This window comes from Streptomyces sp. NPDC102437 (assembly GCF_044765565.1).
GTDB lineage: Bacteria > Actinomycetota > Actinomycetes > Streptomycetales > Streptomycetaceae > Streptomyces.
On record NZ_JBIWKI010000047.1, the window covers coordinates 12,893 to 32,270 of the forward strand.

Consider the following 19,378-nt stretch of genomic DNA (forward strand, 5'->3'; position numbering starts at 1 on the left):
CGGGTCCGGCCTCACGTGGCGTGGACGAATCGTTTGCGGTCGGTACTCACCGGCCTCCCCGCCTCCCCGCGCCCGGAGTGCCGGGCGGCCCTGCGGGCGTCCCGGCGGGCGCGAACGGCCTCCCGGACGAGCCGGTCCTGCTCGGCCCGGTGGCGCAGTTCGGCGGCGCGCAGCTCGTGGAGCCGGTACGTTTCCATGTGCTTCTCCCTGAGGACGACGGCCCGTCGGGGCCGGGGGCGGCAGTGGTTCTCTGCCGTCCCCCGACTGTCGTCTCCCAGGGGATGTCGCCGCATCGGGCAGGAGCCGCATCTTCGCGGGGCGCGGTGCCCTATCCGGGTGCGGGCGCCGCCGTATGCGGGCCGGGGTCCCTCGGGCGGATGCCCTACGAGATGGCCGTCGGGCCGGGTCCGTGGAGCTCACCCGCTCCCTTCGCGCCCGTGTCCGCCGGCCGTCGAGGTCACTGGGTGGCGGTCGCGGTCGGCAGCGCCACGATGAGGTCGAAGTACATGGCGGCGGAGAGCAGCAGGCCGAGGGCACCGAGCACGATGCCGGCGGTCGCCACGGCGCGGACCCAGCCGGGCTGCGGGTGCGCGGAGGGTGCGCCGAAGGCCGGGCGGACCAGGGCGAAGGCTCCGACCAGCAGGGCGAGCAGGGCGAAGAGCCCGTTGACCAGGGCGGTGGAGTGCCAGGCGTCGCCGTAGATCTCGGAGATCTGCTGGGCGGCGGTGCCCCCGTTGGAGGTCTTGATCTGGCCGATCAGGGTCTCGCGCTCGGCGGCGACCTTGCCGGTCCAGGACCCGGTGAGTGCGACGACACCGAGACCGGCCGCGACCACGGAGGCGGCGGCCGCGCCGAGGCCGGAGGGCTCCTTGCCCGAGTCGTCGTCGAGGTCGTCGAGGTCCGGGCCGTCAAGGTCCAGATCTTCCGAGGCGTCCTCGGCCGCGGCCTTCCCGGTCGGGATCTCCTCGGCGTCGGATGCTTCTGCTGCGGTTGCTTCTGCTGCTGCGGTTGCTTCAGGATCGGCGGGAACGGTGGGGCTCGTGGTGGTCCTGGGGTTCATGTCGCGCACGCTAGGCGGCCCGTATGAGAACCCCCTTAACGTCCGCCCGAAGCACCGCCGCCACGGGAGGACCCCGGCGGGCGTTCGCCCGCCGGGGCCGTTGCCGGGCCGCTGCCGTCCGGGTCAGCCCGCCGCGTCGAAGGAGTCCTGGAGCCGGGGTACGTAGTCGGCGAACGCGGCCGCCCAGCAGCCGTAGTTGTGGCCGCCGTCGCAGCTGGGAGCGAGCGCCGCCCCGTTGCCGTAGTCGACCAGGCGGCTGGGCAGACCGAGCGTGTCCATGCGGGTCTTGACGTTCCTGGCGGCGATCGCGGTGAAGTGGTCGATCACGTCGTTGTCGCCGGTGTAGAGCGTGACGTCGGTGTCGGCGAGCTTTGCCAGGTTGACCGGGGCGGCGGGGTCGACCGCCTTCCAGATCCGGTCCGCGTTCAGGACCGGGTACGGGGAGCCGAAGATCGCGTCGCTGTCGACCGTGGGCCCGTAACCGGTGCACTGGCCGGTCCCGGACGGGGTGGAGGTGCTCACGGCGCACCAGGCGCCCGTGACGTTGAGTTCCGTGGCCAGGACCGCCGCGCGGACCTCCGCCATACCGAAGTCGATGCCGCCGGACAGGGAGGCGACATGACCGAAGAGATCGGGCCGGGCCTGGCTGTAGTGCAGGGCGCCGAACCCGCCCATCGACAGACCGGTGACGGCCCGGTGCCCCCTGTCGGCGATGGTGCGCAGATTGGCGTCGATGAAGGGGACGACCTGCTTCAGGTGGAAGGTCTCCCAGTTCGCCGCGCCCTCGGCGGTGTTCTGCATGAGCCAGTCGGCGTACCAGCCCTTGCGGCCGCCGTCCGGCACGACGGTGATCATCGAGTCCGAGTGCAACGCCGGGACGGCCGCGGCGTCGTCCGGGCTTCCGGGCCCGCCGTGCAGGAAGTACGCCACCGGCCACCGCTTGTCCGGGTCGGCCTGATAGCCGCTGGGCAGGAAGATGCGGATCTTGTGCTTCCCGGCCACCTGCGGGGTGGTCACGGTGATGGTGAAGTCGGTGGCCGAGTGCACCTCGGTGCCCCCGGCGACCTGGGTCAGGCCGAACCCGTCGGTCAGCACCGGCGGGGCGGCGCCGTCGGCGTGGGCGAGCGGGGCGGTGAGGGTCGCGGTCATGGTCAGCGCGGCCGCGGCCACGGCCGTTCGCGCCCGGGTCCGCCAGGTGGTCCGTGGTGTTCTCATCGGGTGTCCTCTCCGAGAGCGCACGGCTCTCGCTGCGTGGGGTGGGGAAGGCCCCGGCCCGGCGGCCGGGCCGATACGCGGCCCGGCCGCCGGAAGAGCCCTTCCGGTCGCGGCACTCAGAGAGCGCAGAACGCGTCCGTCATGGCCTTGCCCGTGTGGGTCTGCCCCGGGGTACCGGCGAGCAGGTGGAACTCGTTGTTCGTGTGCAGCACCTGTTCGGTGCCGTCCTCGCTGCTCAGCCACTCGCTGAAGTAGCCGAGCACCGCGCCGTTGTGTCCCCAGGCCGACTTCCCGCAGGACAGCTTCATACGTTCGATGCCCAGCCCGTAGCCGGCCTCGGCGGTCACGGGAACGGTGGTCTTGAGCTCGGTCATCTGCGCGGGCTCAAGGAGCTTTCCGGTCATCAACGCCCGGGAGAACGTGGCCAGGTCGTCCATGGTCGACACCATCGCCCCGGCGCTGCCGAAGACCTGCACGTTGGAGGCGGTCGCGTCGTTGATGAAGATCGTCCGGATCGCGTAGCCGTGAAGGTGGTTGCCGTACAGCGCCGGGTCGGATGTGGGGAAGCTGGTGTCGTGCAGGCCGAGCGGTTCGATGATGCGCCGCTGGATCTGCGCGGCCGCGTCCTCGCCGGTGACGGCCTTGATCACCATGCCGGCAAGCAGGTAGTTGGTGTTGGAGTACTCGAACTTCTCGCCCGGCTCGGCCGCCGGCGCACGCATGGCGAGGGCGACATCGACCAGGTTCTGCGGCGGGAAGACCTCCCTGGGATTGGTGTTGAGGAAGTACGGCCCGTTGATCAGTACGGACTTGAAGTAGTCGGGCAGGCCCGAGGTGTGGTTGAGCAGCTGACGGATCGTGATCTTCGAGCCGTCGTAGCCGTTGGCGGCGACCGCTCCCGGCAGCCACTTGGCGACGGTGTCGTCAAGCGAGAGCTTCTTCTCGCCCTCCAGCTGGAGGAGCACGGTGGAGGTGAACGCCTTGGTGTTGCTGCCGATCCGGAACTTGGCCTTCGGGTCCGCGGGCACCTTGTTCGTGAGGTCACCGACGCCCGCGTGCACGTACTGGGTGGTGTCGCCCTTCCGCACCATGCCGATCACGCCCGGGTAACCGTCGGCGATCCCCTGCTGGGCACCGGCCTGCAGGATGTCGGCCGGGGTCTGGGCGGCGGTGGTCGAGGACTCGGCGGTCGCGGAGCGGGTGGCCGGGGCGGCGGCGGTCGCCGTGCCGACACCGGTCATCAGCAGACAGGCCGCGGTGGCCAACGGCAACAGCCGGCGCCGGTGCCCGCGCACCCGCGAGGCGGGCCGGGTCGTGCCACCGGTGGACCGGTTCGCCGTGTCGGCTTCGATACCTGCTCCGGAATCGTCGCGCATGCTCATTTTCTTTCCTGTCCCTTTCGGTTGGTCATTCCGTCGGTCATTCCGGCTGTCCGGTGTGGTCCGGCCGCGCCTCAGGGTCGACACGCGGCCGCGATGCTCAGCAGAAGGACGAGAATTCCCGCCACTTGGAGGCAGGCGAGGCCGCTGATACGGCTGCCTTGCGGATTTCTCCGATTGGCCTCCACATGGCCGCCGGCGAGAATTCCCGGGTGTTGCTTGTTGTAGTGATCCAGTTGGCGCTGTGCGCCCTCGGACTCGGCGAGCCACGGCGTCTTGAATCCGCATTCGCCGCACCAGAATCGGTAGACCATGTCAACTCCTCATGAGCCGTTGCAGGAGAAAGTCATGAGAGGCGATCAGGTCCGATGCCGGTGCCGGTCCGGCCCCATGGACGCCATCTGCTTCCCGGATGCCCGGCGGGGTGCGCCGCCCCGTGTCGGCGCACCGGCCGGACACCACTGATCGTGCTGTTCACGCCATTCCGCGAACAGGACAGGCGACCGGCCATATATGACCGGTCGTCACCGGTAGGGTCGTCGCGACCGCGCCCGGTGGTGGAGGGATGTCGAAGTGGCGGATCAGCTCGGCACTTTGCTGCGTCGGCTGCGCAACCGGTCGGGGCTGACGCAGGAGCAGCTGGAGGCACGGTCCGGAGTGAGCGTGCGTACGATCCGCAGACTGGAGAACGGCAGATCCAGCGATCACCGGCTGGGTACGGTGAACCTGCTGGCGGACGCGTTGGAGGCCGGGCCCGAGGACCGTCGGCAGCTCGCCGCCACGCTCGCGAAGTCGAAGGCCGACCCGGTCGGCGAACCCGAGCCGGAACCCGGGCCCGCTCCGGTACTTGTATCCGTACCTGCACAGAATTCCGGAAAGGATTCCAGGCAGGGATCCCAGCAGAACCCCGGGGAAAATGTCCGCCCCACCCCGACCAGTTCGCCTGTTCACGACGAACTCGTCACCGCCGCGACCGAATTGGCCCGCGAAATCCGGCGCCGCTGGCAGCGCGAAGAGGAACACCGCCGGGTGCACGACCCCTTTCCGCTTCCGGTGCGCTGGCAGGACGCCCCCGAATCACTGACCGACCATTCGGAGAACATCCAGCGTCTGCCGCCGGGAGCGACGCCGGACCGAATGGACCTGAGCGGCGATCTGGGCAGCGTGGCCGAGGTCTACCGGCGGATCGGGTCCGGGCGGCTCGTGGTGCTCGGCCGGGCCGGATCCGGCAAATCGGTCCTGACGATCAGGTTCGTCCTGGACCAGCTGGAGGCCCGGGAGCCGCACGACCGGGTGCCGGTGGTCTTCAGCATCGGCTCCTGGGATCCCACGGCCGTCGCGCTGCGGGACTGGCTGATCGACCGGCTGGTGCGCGACCACCCGCATCTCACCCGCCGGGCCCCCGACGGGTCGACGTTGTCGGCCGCCCTGGTCGACGCGGATCTCGTACTGCCGGTCCTGGACGGGTTCGACGAGATCGCGGAGGGTCTGCGGAGTACGGCCCTGGAGGTGCTCAACGCCACCTCGCTCCCGCTGGTCCTGACCAGCCGGCGCGGCGAGTTCGCCGAGGCGGTCCAGGAGGCCGGTGCCCCGCTGGTCTGGGCCGCAGGTCTCGAACTGACCGATCTCACGCTCGAAGACCTCTCCGACTACCTGCCCCGGACGGCCCGGCCGGTCCCTCGCGACGGCGGCGGGACCACGCCGGTCTGGACCCCCGTGCTGGACCGGCTGCGTGCCCGGGAGGGCGGGGCGGCCGGCCCCCTGGCCAGGGTCCTGAGCACCCCGCTCATGATCATCCTGGCGCGGACGATGTACAGCGAGGCACCCGACAGGAATCCGGCGGAGCTGCTGGACGCCGAGCGTTTCCCCGACGAGAACTCCCTCGAAGAACATCTGCTGGCGGGCTTCGTGCCGACGGTCTACCGGCGCCGGGTCGCCGAGCGCAGCACCACCGGCCACCGGGAGCGGCACCGCGATCCGGAGCGCGCCGAGCGCTGGCTCGGCTTTCTCGCCCACCATCTGGCCCGGCTCGACGGCGACCAGCAGGACCTCGCGTGGTGGCGGATCGGTGATTCGCTGCGGCTGTCCACGCGGCTGCTGTCGGTGGCGGTGTCCTCGGCGCTCTGCGTCACGCTCGCCGTGTGGTTCGTCAACCTGATCAACGTGCCGTTCCCGGTCGGCGAGGCCCTCATGTCGGGCTGTTCGATGGGGGCCGTCGCCGGTCTCGCCTACGGGTGTGTCCACGCGATCCTGGTCCGGTTCGGCACCACGCCCTTCGAACCCGCCCATGTGCGGCTGCGGCTGCCCGGCGGGGGCCCCGGCGTCGGCCGCAGACCGGTGCGCACGTTCGTCGCCCGGTTCGGCGCCGTACTGCCGGGCGGATTCGTGATGGGCGTCGGATGCGCCTGTGCCCTCGCCCTCCAGCGCTGGCTGTACTACGGGGTCCCGCTCGCGAACGAGCTGGTGATCAAGGGCACCCTCATCAACATGCTGGTCCTCGGCCTTATCTTCGGCGCGGGCGCCGGGCTCGTCTTCGGGATCATGGCCATGCTCGAAGCGCCGCTGGACGTCGCCTCCGCGGCCACCCCGGCCGGCCTGCTGGCCTCGAACCGCGCGACGGTGCTCCGGCAGGTTCTCGTACTGGTACCGATGCTCACCCTGGCCATCGCGGTCGGAGGGCACCTGATCACCGGCCTGCTCGACGGAATCCTCGGACCGCTGGTCTGGGACGTGAAGGGCGGGCTCGTCATCGGTGCCATCGGCGGGATCGGCGGCACGTGCTCGTACGCGCTCTCGTTCACCGCCTGGGGGCGGTGGCTGGTCCTGTCGCGGGTCTGGCTGCCCCTGACCGGCAAGCTGCCCTGGGACGCGGTGGCCTTCCTGGACGACGCCTACCGCCGGGGCGTCCTGCGCCAGACCGGCGCGGTGTACCAGTTCCGCCACATCCGGCTCCAGCACCACCTCGCCCGCTCGTACCGCGAGCACCAGAGCAAGTACGCACCGGCCCGGTTCGGTCCCGGGGCATGAGCGCCGGCACGGCCGGCGCTCAGTCCTTCCGCGCCCGCCACTCCGGGGCCAGTACCGACCAGACCTCCGAGTCGTGCCGCACCCCGCGGTGGAGGTAGTTCTCGCGCAGCACCCCGTCGCGCGTCATGCCGAGCCGCTTCGCGACGGCGATGCTGGCGGTGTTCGCGGCGGAGGCGTCCCACTCCACGCGGTGCATGCCGCGCTCGTACACCGCCCAGTCGATCAGCTTCCGGCACGCCCGGGTGATCAGGCCGCGCCCCTGGCCCGCCGGCTCCAGCCAGCAGCCGATCTCGCAGTTCCCCGACTCCGCGTCGAAGATCCGGAACAGGACACCGCCGACGAGCGTGCCCTCCAGCCAGATGCCGTAGATCCGCCCCGTGTCCGCCGCCAGCTTCTCCGCGTACCGCCGCAGCAGCTCCCGGGCCGAGTCCAGGTCGGTGGCGAAGGAGGCGAAGGGGAGCCATGGATCGATGAGCTCGCGGGCCCGGTCCATGTGGTCCAGGAACTCCTGGGCCTGCCAGATCTCCAGCGGACGCAGTTGCGCTCCGTCGTCACCCAGGGATACCGCGAACATCATGCTCCTTCTCGAACCGCTTCCACCGCTTGCGCGGGCTGCACCACCTCGGACGGTTGCGCCGCCTGCGGGATCTTCGCATGCGGGAGGCCGTGCTCGGGAGGCTCGATGCTGATCCGGGGCAGCAGCCGGTCCAGCCGGCGCGGCAGCCACCAGTTCGCCCCGCCCAGCATGTGCATCAGCGCGGGGACCAGCAGCGTGCGCAGGACGAAGGCGTCCAGCAGGACGGCGGCGGCGAGCGCGATCCCGAACATGGCGATGACCCGGTCCCCGCTGAGGACGAACGCCAGGAAGACCGAAATCATGATCACGGCCGCGGAGTTGATCACCCGGCCGGTCTCGGCGAGGCCCACCCGGACAGCCCGCCGGTTGTCCCGCGTCTCCAGCCACTCCTCGTACATCCGCCCCACCAGGAACACCTGGTAGTCCATGGACAGCCCGAAGAGCACGGACACCATGATCACCGGCAGGAACGGTTCGATGGGCCCCGAGCTGCCGAGCCCCAGCAGCTCGCTCCCCCAGCCCCACTGGAAGATCGCGACGACGACCCCGAACGAGGAGGCGACTGCGGCCACGTTCATCACGGCGGCCTTCAGCGGAATGCCGATCGACCGGAAGGCCAGCAGCAGGAGCAGACAGCCGAACCCTATGACCACGCCGACGAAGAGCGGAAGTTTGCCGATGATGATCCGGGCGAAGTCGTCGTAGCTGGCGGTCACTCCCCCGACATGGGCCTGGAGCGAGGTGTTCGCCCCGGCCTTGGGCAGGACGTCCGTACGCAGCCGGTCGACGAGCGCGCTGGTCTCCTCGGACTGCGGCGCCGACTTCGGTACGACGGTGACGAAGGCCGTGTCGCCGCTGTTGTTGTACGTGACCGGGCCGACCGAGGCCACGCCCTCGGTGGACCGCAGCGTGGCGGGCAGCCCGTCCATCGCGAGCCGGTCGTCCGCGCCGTCCAGCTGCGCGGCGACGGTCAGCGGCCCGTTGACGCCGGGGCCGAATCCGTCGGCCAGCAGGTCGTACGCCTGACGGGTGGTCGACGAGGCGGGGTTGTTGCCCTGGTCGGAGGTGCCCAGGTGGAGGGAGAAAGTGGGCAGCGCGAGGACCAGCATCACCACGGCGGCGCACGCCCCGAGCAGCTTGGGGTGGCGTTCGACGAAGGCGGACCAGCGGGCGGCGAAGCCCGTGGGCAGTTCGGGTTGCGGACCGTGCTCGGCCAGCCGTGCGCGCTCGCGCCGGCTCAGGGCCCGCATCCCGATGAAGGACAGCAGGGCTGGGAGCAGGGTGACGGAGGCGGCCACGGTCAGCACGACGGTGAGCGAGGCGGCGATCGCCACACCGTTGAGGAAGCCGAGCCGCAGGATCAGCATGCCGAGCAGTGCGATGCAGACGGTCGCCCCGGCGAAGACGACGGCGCGGCCGGTCGTCGCGACGGCGGTCTGCGCGGCCTCGGTGACGGACAGGCCCCTGCGCAGTCCTCCGCGGTGTCTGGTGACGATGAACAGCGCGTAGTCGATGCCCACACCGAGCCCGATCAGCATGCCCAGCATGGGCGCGAAGTCGGCGACGGTCATCAGATGGCCCAGCAGTACGGTGCCCGCGTAGGCGGTGCCGACGGAGACCAGTGCGGTGGCGATGGGCAGCATGCTGGCAGCGAGCGAGCCGAAGGCGAGGAAGAGGACGACCGCCGCGACGACGACCCCGATGGCCTCGCTGAGGTGGACGGAGGGCGCTTCGGTGAGGGCGACGGCGGGGCCGCCCAGCTCCACCTGGAGGTGGGCGGTGGCGGCCGCCTTCGCGGTGTCGACGACGGCCCTGGCCTGCTGCACCGGGATGTCCTCGACCTGCTGGTCGAAGGTGACCGTGGCGTAGGCGGTGTGTCCGTCGGCGCTGATCTGGGCGGTGCCAAAGGCTCCGTACGGGCCGGTGACCGCGCCGACCCCGGGCAGTTCCTCGACCGCGTGCAGGGTCCGGGTCATCGTCTGCCGGACGTCGTCGGCCCGCACGGTGGAGTCGGAGGTGTGCCAGACGATGGTGTCGGTGTCACCGCCGAGGTCCGTGAAGCCGCTCCTGAGGAGCTCGGTGGCCCGGCCGGACTCCGTGCCGGGCACCTCGTAGTCGTTGGAGTACGCGGAGCCCGCGAAGCCCGCCGCGGTGGCGGCGCCGCCGAGGGCGAGCAGCCAGATGAGGACGGCGACGAGACGGTGCCTGATGCACCAGCGGGCGATGGCAGCCAACGGACGTGCTCCCTGCTGGTTCGTGGTTCTTCGGCAGCACAAAACATGCATGAGCCACAAAGAACGCATGACCTGAGAACCGTCACTCTGGCAGCCGAAAGTGATCCTTTGTCTCTTTCGTGGCCTTATTCACAATGCCCGCAGAGCTTGCCGTATCCCCCGGTCGCAGCGGCTCCCGGCCGCCTCACCCGGCCCGTTGTTCCTCCGCCTCCAGTTCTTCCTCGAACTGCTCCTCGATCTCCGCGATGCCCTTCGTCACGACCTCCGCCAGATGGACGGGGCAGGTCAGCACCTCGCTCCTGAACCCGTGGCCGGAGTCCGGGCCGGGGGCGGGGCCTGCGTCGGGGGCGTAGAGGTGCGCGATGCGTGCCACGCGGTCGGACGTGCGCTCATGGCGGGGCGCATGGCCGTCCGCGTGGTCGCATGCGCCGCCGGGCAGGGTGGCGGCAGCGGTACGGAGGATGCCGAGGATCTCGCGGGCGATTCCGTACGACAGCTCCAGGGAATCGGCCGCCGTGCCCATCAGGAGCAGCAGGACGGTCCGGTCGAGCACGGGTCCGTCCGGGCCGAGCTGTTCGTACCGCCGGGCCGCCCAGAGCGCCGCCTCTTCGGAGGCCGTCTCGTCGTTGAACGGGACATGCCGCTCGCTCAGCGGCATGATGTCGAGCCGGCCGTCGGGACGCAGGTACACCGCGTCCAGATGTGCCGTCTCCCGGGTACCGAAGAGTCTGTCGACCGCTTCACGCAGATGGTCGCGGGCCTCGACGGCGAGTGCGTGCAGGAAGGTGGTGCATGTCCATGCCTCCAGCGAGGCGCCGTATCCGTCCGCGTGTTCCTCGCGCAGGACGGTCCGGCCGCCGGGGCTCTGCAGGTGGATGCCCTCGGAGGCCTGCTCGTCGCTGCCGGAACGCAGTGCCGGGTGCTCGCCGTCCTCGTGCGCGCAGGTCTCGTCCGGCAGCAGCGGCAGTACGGACTCCAGGCCCTCGATCATGTCGTCGAGCAGCGACCGCTGTCTGATCCGGCCCGACCCCGCGTACCAGCAGTTCGCATGGGCGACGACGACATAGCCGGCGAGAGCAGCCCGGGAGAGGTCGCTGGGCGGTCCGGCGTGGATGTCCAGGTCCCAGAACGGATCACCGTTCGGATAGTCGTTGAGCACACTGCCCAGGCTGCGGATGTATCTCTGGTGGCCTTCGGGGACGATCTCGGGGATGCCTTCCGTGCTGCCCGGCAGGATCACGTCGGCGGCCGTCCGTGCCCATCCGGCGGCATTGCGGGGGCAGGCCTCGGCCTTGTCCCACTCATCGAGCGGAATCTCGACGTCCGGCGCGTCGAGCAGCCCGTCCGCGTCCGTGTCCCACTCCTCCAGGCTGTCGGTGTACGGATGGGCCTCGTGCCCGCAGCCGCCGGCCTGAAGACTCTGCTCGTCCATGGCCGCGGCAGCGGCGCCGAGCGCGTCCACCACGGCCCGCTCGACAGCCGCGCCGCGTCGTCCGAGGACGTACCGCGCCATGCTCACCAGGCCGAAGGTCAGCAGGACAGCCTGCTCGCCGTCCGGTTCGGCGGCGAGCAGGCGGGCGCACTCCAGGACGACAGGGTCCGCCTCCTCGGGGGCGGACCCCGCCGTGACGTCGGCCCATTTCTCGATCAGTTCGGTCATGATCAAGGACACGCGGGCCGCGTCGCGATGGTTCCGGCGGGCGCCGAACTCCCGTGCTAGAACCGGCCGGACGGTCCGTCAGCCCGAGACGCTCGCCCGGCCGTTCTCGATGTGCCCCATGAGCCGGCGGCGGAACGCGTCGTCCCCGTCGACGGTGACGTCCAGGTCGTACCAGCCGTGCGCGTCGGCCGCCGAGTGCACCACCGTACGGCTGCGCCCCGGCTTGACCTTGACGGTCCGGGTCCAGTCCCGCAGGTCCGCCTCGTCGACATAGCCCAGCGGCCGCACCGTGAAGGTGAGCGTCGTCCGGCCCGTGTTGCGCAGGGTGAGATGCAGGTCGCGCTCGCGGGCGTCGACCCGCGACGCCACCTCGGCCCCGGCCGCGGCACCGTCCTTCACGGGCCCGGCGAACTCGCGGCGGAAGCCGTTCGGCCCCGTCACCGTGAACCGGTAGGCATCGCCGGTGACCGGCACCGTCCACTGCGCGGTGCCCTTCACGTCCCGGTGCTGCGGTACGGAGAACTCACCGGCGTACGGATACAGCGCGAAGTGCGCCGAGGAGCGCCCCGTGTTGCTGAGGGCCACCCGCACCGCGCCGTCCGCCACCGTCGCCTGCGCGTCCGGCTGGTACGGCAGCGCGCGGGCCGGGCGGGCGCCTGGCTCCTGCACGGGCATGTGCTGCACGGCCGGCGGCTTCGGCGACCAGCGGCCGCTGAACGGCGGGATGGCGCCCGGCTGCTCCACCTCGGGCCGGCGGCGGGCGTGGGAGAAGTCGAAGGCCGAGGTCAGGTCGCCGGTGACGGTGCGCCGCCAGTCGCTGATGTTCGGCTCCGCCACCCCGGTCCAGCGCTCCAGGAAGCGGACGACGGAGGTGTGGTCGAAGACCTCGGAGCAGACGTAGCCGCCGATGGTCCACGGCGAGACGACGAGCATCGGAACGCGCACGCCGAGGCCGGTGGGCTTGCCCTCCCACTGCTCCTCGGTCACCTCGGCCGGGGCGACCGGCGGGGGCACGTGGTCGAAGAAGCCGTCGTTCTCGTCGTAGTTGATGAAGACCGCGGTGTGCCGCCACACGTCGGGGTGCTTGCCCAGCGCGTCCAGGACCTTGTAGACGATCGTCGCGCTGTGGATCGGCGAGGAGACGCTCGGGTGCTCGGAGTCGACGGCCGAGGGCACCAGGTAGGAGACCTCGGGCAGGGTGCCCGCCGCCACGTCCTTGGCGAACTCGTCGGCCAGCGTTCCGGTCTCCACCCGGCGCAGCGCCCGCTCGAAGAGGCTGCGTTCGGTCTTGTCGAGGGTGGCGACGCCCTCCTCCAGCAGGCCGAACAGCCGCTCGCGCTCCGTGGCGTCGGCATCCCGCACCGCGGCGTAGAACGACTCCATGAAGGTGTGCCCGCCGGTCTTCGCGAGCGCCTTGCGGGCCACCGCCTTGAAGGTGGCGAAGAACTCGATCTGGTTGTCGGTGAAGTTCTCCCACTCGGTGTACGTGCGCCAGCTGCGCCCGGCCTTCTCCAGCCGCTCCGCGTACGTGCCCCAGTCGTAGCCGGGGTGGGTGCCCTCGTTGTACGCGTCGTTGCCGACGGCCCGCTTGCCGTTCGGCTCGTTGCCCGTCTTCCCGCTCCACAGGTGGTTGCGGTTGGGGCTGGTCGAGGTGTGGATGGAGGAGTGGTAGGCGTCGCAGACCGTGAAGGTGTCGGCCAGTTCGTAGTGGAGCGGGATGTCGCGGCGGTCGTAGTACGCCATGGTGGCGGCCGTCTTCGCGCTCACCCAGCCGTTCATCCACCCGCCGGCCCACGCCTTGCCGCCACCGCTCCAGGAGTGGTCGAGCGCGCCGATGTACTGGAGGTCCTTCTTCTGCGTCTCGGCGGCGTCGCGCACCGGGAACGGCAGCACGGAGGTGCCGAGCGCCGCGGGCTGCTCGAAGACCGGCTTGCCCGAGGGCAGCTCGACGGCGTTGCGGTCACCGAAGCCGCGTACGCCCCGGAGCGTTCCGAAGTAGTGGTCGAAGGAACGATTCTCCTGCATCAGGATCACCACGTGCTTGATGGCCCCGAGCCCGTCCCGGCCACCGGACCCCGCCGAGGGTGCCGGCTGCGCGGCGATCGCGGCCTGCAGCGAAGGCGGCAGCAGCGACCCCGCCGCCGCGGCGCCGAGCGCGCCGCCGCCCAGCGCGAAGAGCCGTCGCCGTGAAATGTCCGTGGTCAAGTTGAGCCTCCCGAGTCAGGTCGTACAGCCGGGAAGCTAATCAAGCCGGATGGCGCGCGGAAGGACTCCGGACGACTCCGTGGTGAACGTCCAAGAGGTCGCACGGAAAAGTCCAACCGCGTACCCGGCCCCGGTTCCGGGGGCGGGATTCGGCAGCGGCGGTGAGGGGCGGGAGGGGGCCCGGCGGGCGTTGACCACGCCACCACCGGCGCGGCAATCTTAGGAACCGTCAATTACCTTTAGTGGGGGAACAGTTGAACAGTGCGTCGCACCACATCGGGCCGGACTCCGCGCCGGACAGATACCGCCTGCTCAATTCCATCGGACGGGGTGGCGAGGCCGTCCTCTACCGGGCCGAGATCGAGCTCGACGGAGCGCCCGAGACCGTGGTCGTGAAGGTCCTGGACTCCAAGACCACGATCACGATCGAGCAGTTCCAGCGGCTCAGTTCGAAGTGGCAGGAACAGGCGGAGCTGCTGCGGTTCGTGAACCGGCCCGGTGTCGTCGGTGTGCGCGAGCACTTCGAAGGACCCCCGATCCACGGTCACGGCGATGCCTCGACCGCCGCCGGGCGGGCCCTCGTGCTCGTCATGAACCATGTGGACGGTCTCGATCTGCGCGACTGGCGGGCCGAGCGGACCCTCGCCACGCACGCGGAGCGCCGGGAGGCGCTGCGGGCACTGGAACAGATCGCGGACGTCCTGGACTGGCTGCACTCGGGGCGTGCGACCCCCTCCGGCCGGACCGTCGTGCATGGTGATCTGTCGCCCGGCAATGTGATGGTCGACGAGCACGGCCAGGCCACGCTGGTCGACTTCGGGCTGAGCAAACTGACCGCCGACCATCAGACGGCGGAGGTCTGGTTCACCCCGGGTTTCGCGGCGCCGGAGGTCTTCGAGGGCAAGCGGACTCCGGGCACCGACCGGTACGCCTTCGGTGCGATCGCCTACTTCATGCTGAGCGGTCAGGCCCCGCCGGGCAGCCCCGAGCAGCTCCGGGCGGCGCTGCTCACCGTCCCCCAGGTGGCGGCGGCGGCGCCGGACCGGATCGAGCGGATCCTCCGGGTCTGCGCGGCCGACCCGGACCGACGGCCGGAGAGCCTGTCGGAGTGGGTGAAGGACGTCCGCTCGGCGGTGGTGTCGACCACGGTGACCGGCTCCTCCTCGTCGGTGCGCGATGCCGTACCGGGCGCGGGGGCAGAGGACGCTGTGCGGGACGCGGGCAGGCCGGTCTCCGTACCGCCTCCGCCGCTCCAGCCGCCCCCCGGCGCACCGCCCGTCGTGCAGCCCGGCGCTGCGCCCGGGGAGATGCCCGGCTCTCCGCCATCGGTGGCCGGCGAGGACGTTCAGCCGGTCTTCCCGCCGCCGATCACCGCCTCCGCCGATCCGGGCGTACCGCTGCCCACGACGGCGAACCCCGGACCGGCGACGGCGTCCTACACGGCACCGGGCGGCATGCCGGAGCAGGGGCCGGAGACCGGACAGCAGCCGTACGCCTTCCAGTCCCCGCAGTCCTCCCGGCCCCCGCAGAAGAAGAAGCGGAAGGTGCTGAGAATCGTGCTGCCGACCGTCGCCGTGCTGGCCACGGCCGTGCTGGGCGTGGTCGCCGCGCAGAGCCTGTGGTCGGAACGGAAGGGTGACGACAGCGCGAAGGGAGGGCCGACGACACAGCCGGTCAAGTCCCGCGCGGAGACACCGGCGAAGGACTCCACCGACTCGGCGGGCCCCGAGCAGAGCACCGGTCCGAGCCAGGAGGCCGACCCCGGGGAAGTGGCCGCCGCCGACAGCGCTTCGCTCACCACCCTGGACATCGTCGCCAAGGGCGAGTACGCCACCCTCGCCGTCGGCAGCGGCACCGTGGAGAACAAGCAGTACGACACCGCGTTGGTGCCCGACGGCGGGGACGCCGAATGCAGCGGCGCCGCGGAGTACAACCTGAGTCGTGTGTGGACGACCCTGGCCGTGGTCCTGGGAATCGACGACTCGTCGGAGAACAAGGCGGCCAGGGTCGACATCGAGGTGGACGGCAAGTCGCTCTACAGCGGGCAGGTGCTGCTCGGAGTGCCGCGCACCCTGAACCTGGATGTCAAGAACGGTCTGCGGCTGCGCATCTCCTACTCCGACACCGTCGAGGGCGGCTGCGACATGGGCTACCTGGTCCTGGGGTCGCCCACGCTCAAGAAGTAGTAGGCGGTCATCGCGGAGACGGTGTCCCGCGGACTCTCCGGATGACTCAAGGGGCGGTGCACCCACGGTCATGGGTGCACCGCCCCTTCAGGGACCTGCCTCGGCCGCCCGCGTACGGACGGGCCCTGCGGGATCAGCCCTCGACGCCGAGCTTCTCCAGGATCAGCTCGCGGACCCGGGCGGCGTCAGCCTGGCCACGGGTGGCCTTCATGACCGCGCCGACGAGCGCGCCCGCCGCCGCGACCTTGCCGCCGCGGATCTTGTCCGCGATCGCCGCGTTGGCCGCGATGGCCTCGTCGACGGCCGTGGACAGCGCGCCCTCGTCGGAGACGACCTTCAGGCCGCGCTTCTCGACGACGGCGTCCGGGTCGCCCTCGCCCGCGAGGACGCCCTCGATGACCTGGCGGGCCAGCTTGTCGTTGAGGTCGCCCGAGGTGACGAGCTCGGCCACCCTGGCGACCTGCACCGGGGTGATCGGCAGCTCGTCGAGACCGCGGCCGGTCTCGTTGGCGTTACGGGCCAGCTCGCCCATCCACCACTTGCGGGCCTGGTCCGAGGGGGCACCCGCGTCGGTCGTGGCGACGATCAGGTCGACCGCGCCCGCGTTGAGGATGGACTGCATGTCGTGCTCGGAGACACCCCACTCCTCCTTGAGCCGCGCCCGGCGCAGCCGGGGCAGCTCGGGGAGGCCCTTGCGCAGCTCCTCGACCCACTCGCGGGCCGGGGCGACCGGCACCAGGTCCGGCTCGGGGAAGTAGCGGTAGTCCTCGGCGTTGTCCTTGATGCGGCCGGCCGTGGTGGAGCCGTCCTCCTCGTGGAAGTGCCGGGTCTCCTGCACGATCGTGCCGCCGGAGGACAGCACCGCCGCGTGGCGCTGGATCTCGAAACGGGCGGCACGCTCGACGGAACGCAGCGAGTTCACGTTCTTCGTCTCCGAGCGCGTACCGAAGCTCTCGGTGCCGTTCGGGCGCAGCGACAGGTTGACGTCGCAGCGCATCTGGCCCATCTCCATGCGGGCCTCCGAGACGCCGAGCGCCTTGATGAGCTCGCGGAGCTCGGCGACGTACGCCTTGGCGACCTCGGGGGCACGGGCGCCCGCGCCCTCGATCGGCTTGGTGACGATCTCGATGAGCGGGATCCCGGCCCGGTTGTAGTCGAGCAGGGAGTGGGACGCGCCGTGGATACGGCCGGTGGCACCGCCGACGTGGGTCGACTTGCCGGTGTCCTCCTCCATGTGGGCGCGCTCGATCTGCACCCGGAAGATCTCCCCGTCCTCCAGCTGGACGTCCAGATAGCCGTTGTAGGCGATCGGCTCGTCGTACTGGGAGGTCTGGAAGTTCTTCGGCATGTCCGGATAGAAGTAATTCTTCCGGGCGAAGCGGCACCACTCGGCGATCTCGCAGTTCAGCGCGAGGCCGATCTTGATGGCCGACTCGACGCCGATCTCGTTGACGACCGGCAGGGCGCCGGGCAGGCCGAGGCAGACCGGGCAGGTCTGGGAGTTGGCGCCCTGCTTGAGCTCGGTGGAGCAGCCGCAGAACATCTTGGTCTTGGTGCCGAGCTCGACATGGACCTCCAGGCCCATGACGGGGTCGTAGGACGCGAGTGCGTCCTCGTACGACACCAGGTCGGTGACAGTCACGGTGAAACTTCCCTCTCAGCCCAGCAGTACGTCGTCATCGCCGAGGCGCTTGAGTTCGCGCAGCAGCAGGGCGACACCCGTGGCGATGGCGGCGGCGGAGACTACGGCGTCGATCAGTCGGAGCGTGTCGTGCTCGTGGCGTGCCTTCTTGGCCTGCTTGAACACGCTGACGGCCCCGAAAGCGGTGGTGCCGATGGACAGGTACGTGCCGGTCTTGGACTTCTTGAAGCCCTTGGCCTTGGTCAGTGCGCTCACAACGACGGAGCCTCCTCCAGCAGCGGGTGTCCCCACTTTTGCACGAAGGCGGCCTCGACGGCGGCGCCGACCTTGTAGAGACGGTCGTCCTTCATGGCGGGGGCGATGATCTGCAGCCCGACCGGCAGGCCGTCCTCCGGCGCCAGGCCGCAGGGCAGCGACATGGCGGAGTTGCCCGCGAGGTTGGTCGGGATGGTGCACAGGTCCGCGAGGTACATCGCCATCGGGTCGTCGGCGCGCTCGCCGATCGGGAAGGCGGTGGTGGGCGTCGTCGGGGAGACGATGACGTCCACCTGCTCGAAGGCCTTCTCGAAGTCCTGCGTGATGAGGGTGCGGACCTTCTGCGCCGAGCCGTAGTACGCGTCGTAGTAGCCGGAGCTGAGTGCGTACGTACCGAGGATGACGCGGCGCTTGACCTCGTCGCCGAAGCCGGCTTCGCGGGTGAGTGCGGTGACGTCCTCGGCGGACCTCGTGCCGTCGTCGCCGACGCGCAGCCCGTAGCGCATGGCGTCGAAGCGGGCCAGGTTGGAGGAGCACTCGGACGGCGCGATCAGGTAGTACGCCGACAGGGCCAGGTCGAACGACGGGCAGTCCAGCTCGACGATCGTGGCGCCGAGCGACTTCAGCAGCTCGACCGACTCGTTGAAGCGCTGGACGACACCGGCCTGGTAGCCCTCACCGGCGAACTGCTTCACGACACCGACGCGCATGCCCTGTACGGAGCCGTTGCGCGCGGCCTCGACGACCGGCGGGACCGGGGCGTCGATGGACGTGGAGTCCATCGGGTCGTGCCCGCCGATGACCTCGTGCAGCAGGGCCGCGTCCAGGACGGTACGGGCGCAGGGCCCGCCCTGGTCCAGGGAGCTGGAGAAGGCCACCATGCCGTAGCGGGAGACGCCGCCGTAGGTGGGCTTGACGCCGACGGTGCCGGTGACGGCGGCGGGCTGGCGGATCGAGCCGCCGGTGTCCGTGCCGATGGCGAGCGGGGCCTCGTACGAGGCGAGCGCGGCGGACGAGCCGCCGCCCGAGCCGCCCGGGATGCGGGTGAGGTCCCACGGGTTGCCGGTCGGGCCGTAGGCGCTGTTCTCGGTGGAGGACCCCATGGCGAACTCGTCCATGTTGGTCTTGCCGAGGATGATGACGTCGGCGGCCTTCAGCTTCCGCGTGAGGGTCGCGTCGTACGGCGGGATCCAGCCTTCGAGGATCTTGGAGCCGACGGTGGTCGGCATGTCCTGCGTGGTGAAGATGTCCTTCAGCGCGAGCGGGACACCGGCCAGCGGGCCGAGCTTCTCGCCGGCCGCCTTCTTGGCGTCGACGGCGCGGGCCTGCGCGAGCGCGCCCTCGCGGTCGATGTGCAGGAAGGCGTGGACCTTCTCGTCGACCGCGTCGATCCGGGCCAGGTGGGCCTCGGTGACCTCGACGGCCGTGAGCTCGCCGGAGGCGATCTTCGCGGCGATCCCGGCGGCGGTGAGCTTGATGATGATGCTGTGGTCCGTCATGGCTGTTAGTCCTCCCCCAGGATCTGCGGCACCTTGAAACGCTGCTGCTCCTGGGCCGGGGCGCCGGAGAGCGCCTGCTCGGGGGTGAGCGACGGACGGACCTCGTCCGCGCGCATGACGTTGGTCAGCGGCAGCGGGTGGGAGGTCGGCGGTACGTCTTGGTCGGCGACCTCGGAGACGCGGGCGACCGCGCCGATGATGTCGTCGAGCTGACCGGCGAAGTGATCGAGCTCTTCGCCCTTCAGCTCCAGACGCGCCAGCCGGGCGAGGTGGGCGACCTCCTCGCGCGTGATGCCAGGCATGCAGCGATCCTCAGGGGTTGGTGTGTGGTTTTGGCCGGGGGCCGGCGGCACATTTCCATCGTCCGTCCGCAGGACGGTCCGCGCGGCATCCGGTGCGTGCGATCGCAAGGCGCCGGAGCGCCCTCGTGGCGGAGCCA

15 protein-coding genes are annotated in these 19,378 nt (G+C 70.6%); 2 read left to right on the forward strand and 13 right to left on the reverse strand.

The genetic code is table 11. The annotated features are described in order from the left end of the window. Nucleotides 1-11 precede the first annotated feature (11 nt). From ACIRJP_RS35595 to ACIRJP_RS35615, 5 genes are all read right to left on the reverse strand, one after another. The gene (locus ACIRJP_RS35595; protein ID WP_383715595.1) at nt 12-197 is read right to left on the reverse strand and encodes a hypothetical protein; all 186 of its coding nucleotides are present in this window, start codon (nt 195-197) and stop codon (nt 12-14) included. 260 nt (nt 198-457) lie between these two features. Beyond that, nucleotides 458-1,060, reverse strand: a complete 603-nt coding sequence (locus ACIRJP_RS35600; RefSeq protein WP_404183572.1) for a hypothetical protein — start codon at nt 1,058-1,060, stop codon at nt 458-460. 123 nt (nt 1,061-1,183) lie between these two features. Continuing rightward, nucleotides 1,184-2,275, reverse strand: a complete 1,092-nt coding sequence (locus ACIRJP_RS35605; RefSeq protein WP_404183575.1) for an alpha/beta hydrolase — start codon at nt 2,273-2,275, stop codon at nt 1,184-1,186. Nucleotides 2,276-2,391: 116 nt separating this feature from the next. Further along, nucleotides 2,392-3,651 (reverse strand): serine hydrolase domain-containing protein, encoded by a 1,260-nt coding sequence (locus tag ACIRJP_RS35610; RefSeq protein ID WP_404183578.1) that lies wholly within the window; start codon nt 3,649-3,651, stop codon nt 2,392-2,394. Between the two features lie 77 nt (nt 3,652-3,728). Continuing rightward, nucleotides 3,729-3,968: a hypothetical protein gene (locus ACIRJP_RS35615; RefSeq protein ID WP_404183581.1), complete on the reverse strand. Its 240-nt coding sequence runs from the start codon at nt 3,966-3,968 to the stop codon at nt 3,729-3,731. Nucleotides 3,969-4,227: 259 nt separating this feature from the next. Here ACIRJP_RS35615 and ACIRJP_RS35620 point away from each other — a divergent pair, with 259 nt between their 5' ends. After that, nucleotides 4,228-6,681 carry a helix-turn-helix domain-containing protein gene (locus ACIRJP_RS35620; protein ID WP_404183584.1) on the forward strand — a complete coding sequence of 818 codons (2,454 nt, stop codon included), beginning with the start codon at nt 4,228-4,230 and terminating at the stop codon, nt 6,679-6,681. Nucleotides 6,682-6,700: 19 nt separating this feature from the next. Here the strand turns inward: ACIRJP_RS35620 and ACIRJP_RS35625 are convergent, their stop codons facing one another. The 4 genes from ACIRJP_RS35625 to ACIRJP_RS35640 all read right to left on the reverse strand — a co-directional run bounded on the left by ACIRJP_RS35625 (nt 6,701) and on the right by ACIRJP_RS35640 (nt 13,357). Further along, nucleotides 6,701-7,255, reverse strand: a complete 555-nt coding sequence (locus ACIRJP_RS35625; RefSeq protein WP_404183587.1) for a GNAT family N-acetyltransferase — start codon at nt 7,253-7,255, stop codon at nt 6,701-6,703. Beyond that, the gene (locus tag ACIRJP_RS35630) at nt 7,255-9,492 is read right to left on the reverse strand and encodes an MMPL family transporter (protein WP_404183590.1); all 2,238 of its coding nucleotides are present in this window, start codon (nt 9,490-9,492) and stop codon (nt 7,255-7,257) included. The genes ACIRJP_RS35625 and ACIRJP_RS35630 overlap by 1 nt, the downstream gene beginning before the upstream one ends. 184 nt (nt 9,493-9,676) lie before the next feature. Further along, nucleotides 9,677-11,152: a hypothetical protein gene (locus ACIRJP_RS35635; protein WP_404183593.1), complete on the reverse strand. Its 1,476-nt coding sequence runs from the start codon at nt 11,150-11,152 to the stop codon at nt 9,677-9,679. A 78-nt stretch (nt 11,153-11,230) separates the two neighbouring features. Next, the gene (locus tag ACIRJP_RS35640) at nt 11,231-13,357 is read right to left on the reverse strand and encodes a phosphocholine-specific phospholipase C (protein WP_404183596.1); all 2,127 of its coding nucleotides are present in this window, start codon (nt 13,355-13,357) and stop codon (nt 11,231-11,233) included. A 254-nt stretch (nt 13,358-13,611) separates the two neighbouring features. Here ACIRJP_RS35640 and ACIRJP_RS35645 point away from each other — a divergent pair, with 254 nt between their 5' ends. Then, nucleotides 13,612-15,543, forward strand: a complete 1,932-nt coding sequence (locus ACIRJP_RS35645) for a protein kinase (RefSeq protein WP_404183599.1) — start codon at nt 13,612-13,614, stop codon at nt 15,541-15,543. A gap of 133 nt (nt 15,544-15,676) precedes the next feature. Here the strand turns inward: ACIRJP_RS35645 and gatB are convergent, their stop codons facing one another. Genes gatB through gatC form a run of 4 tightly spaced genes read right to left on the reverse strand, consistent with a single transcriptional unit; the run spans nt 15,677 to nt 19,241 of the window. Next, a complete protein-coding gene (gene gatB, locus ACIRJP_RS35650) occupies nt 15,677-17,185 on the reverse strand; it encodes an Asp-tRNA(Asn)/Glu-tRNA(Gln) amidotransferase subunit GatB (RefSeq protein WP_404183602.1) in 1,509 nt (502 codons plus the stop codon). A gap of 15 nt (nt 17,186-17,200) precedes the next feature. Beyond that, the gene (locus ACIRJP_RS35655; RefSeq protein WP_266729534.1) at nt 17,201-17,440 is read right to left on the reverse strand and encodes a hypothetical protein; all 240 of its coding nucleotides are present in this window, start codon (nt 17,438-17,440) and stop codon (nt 17,201-17,203) included. After that, entirely contained in the window at nt 17,437-18,939 is a 1,503-nt protein-coding gene (gene gatA, locus ACIRJP_RS35660; protein WP_404183606.1) for an Asp-tRNA(Asn)/Glu-tRNA(Gln) amidotransferase subunit GatA, read from the reverse strand. The genes ACIRJP_RS35655 and gatA overlap by 4 nt, the downstream gene beginning before the upstream one ends. 5 nt (nt 18,940-18,944) lie before the next feature. Beyond that, nucleotides 18,945-19,241: an Asp-tRNA(Asn)/Glu-tRNA(Gln) amidotransferase subunit GatC gene (gatC, locus tag ACIRJP_RS35665; protein WP_015036350.1), complete on the reverse strand. Its 297-nt coding sequence runs from the start codon at nt 19,239-19,241 to the stop codon at nt 18,945-18,947. Nucleotides 19,242-19,378: the final 137 nt, after the last annotated feature.

Bases quoted from the DNA above. Each gene is read 5' to 3' on its own strand.
- ACIRJP_RS35625 (WP_404183587.1), bottom strand. From the start codon at position 7,255: ATGTTCGCGGTATCCCTGGGTGACGACGGAGCGCAACTGCGTCCGCTG.
- ACIRJP_RS35600 (WP_404183572.1), bottom strand. From the start codon at position 1,060: ATGAACCCCAGGACCACCACGAGCCCCACCGTTCCCGCCGATCCTGAA.
- gatA (WP_404183606.1), bottom strand. From the start codon at position 18,939: ATGACGGACCACAGCATCATCATCAAGCTCACCGCCGCCGGGATCGCC.
- ACIRJP_RS35595 (WP_383715595.1), bottom strand. From the start codon at position 197: ATGGAAACGTACCGGCTCCACGAGCTGCGCGCCGCCGAACTGCGCCAC.
- ACIRJP_RS35605 (WP_404183575.1), bottom strand. From the start codon at position 2,275: ATGAGAACACCACGGACCACCTGGCGGACCCGGGCGCGAACGGCCGTG.
- ACIRJP_RS35615 (WP_404183581.1), bottom strand. From the start codon at position 3,968: ATGGTCTACCGATTCTGGTGCGGCGAATGCGGATTCAAGACGCCGTGG.
- ACIRJP_RS35635 (WP_404183593.1), bottom strand. From the start codon at position 11,152: ATGACCGAACTGATCGAGAAATGGGCCGACGTCACGGCGGGGTCCGCC.
- ACIRJP_RS35610 (WP_404183578.1), bottom strand. From the start codon at position 3,651: ATGCGCGACGATTCCGGAGCAGGTATCGAAGCCGACACGGCGAACCGG.
- gatC (WP_015036350.1), bottom strand. From the start codon at position 19,241: ATGCCTGGCATCACGCGCGAGGAGGTCGCCCACCTCGCCCGGCTGGCG.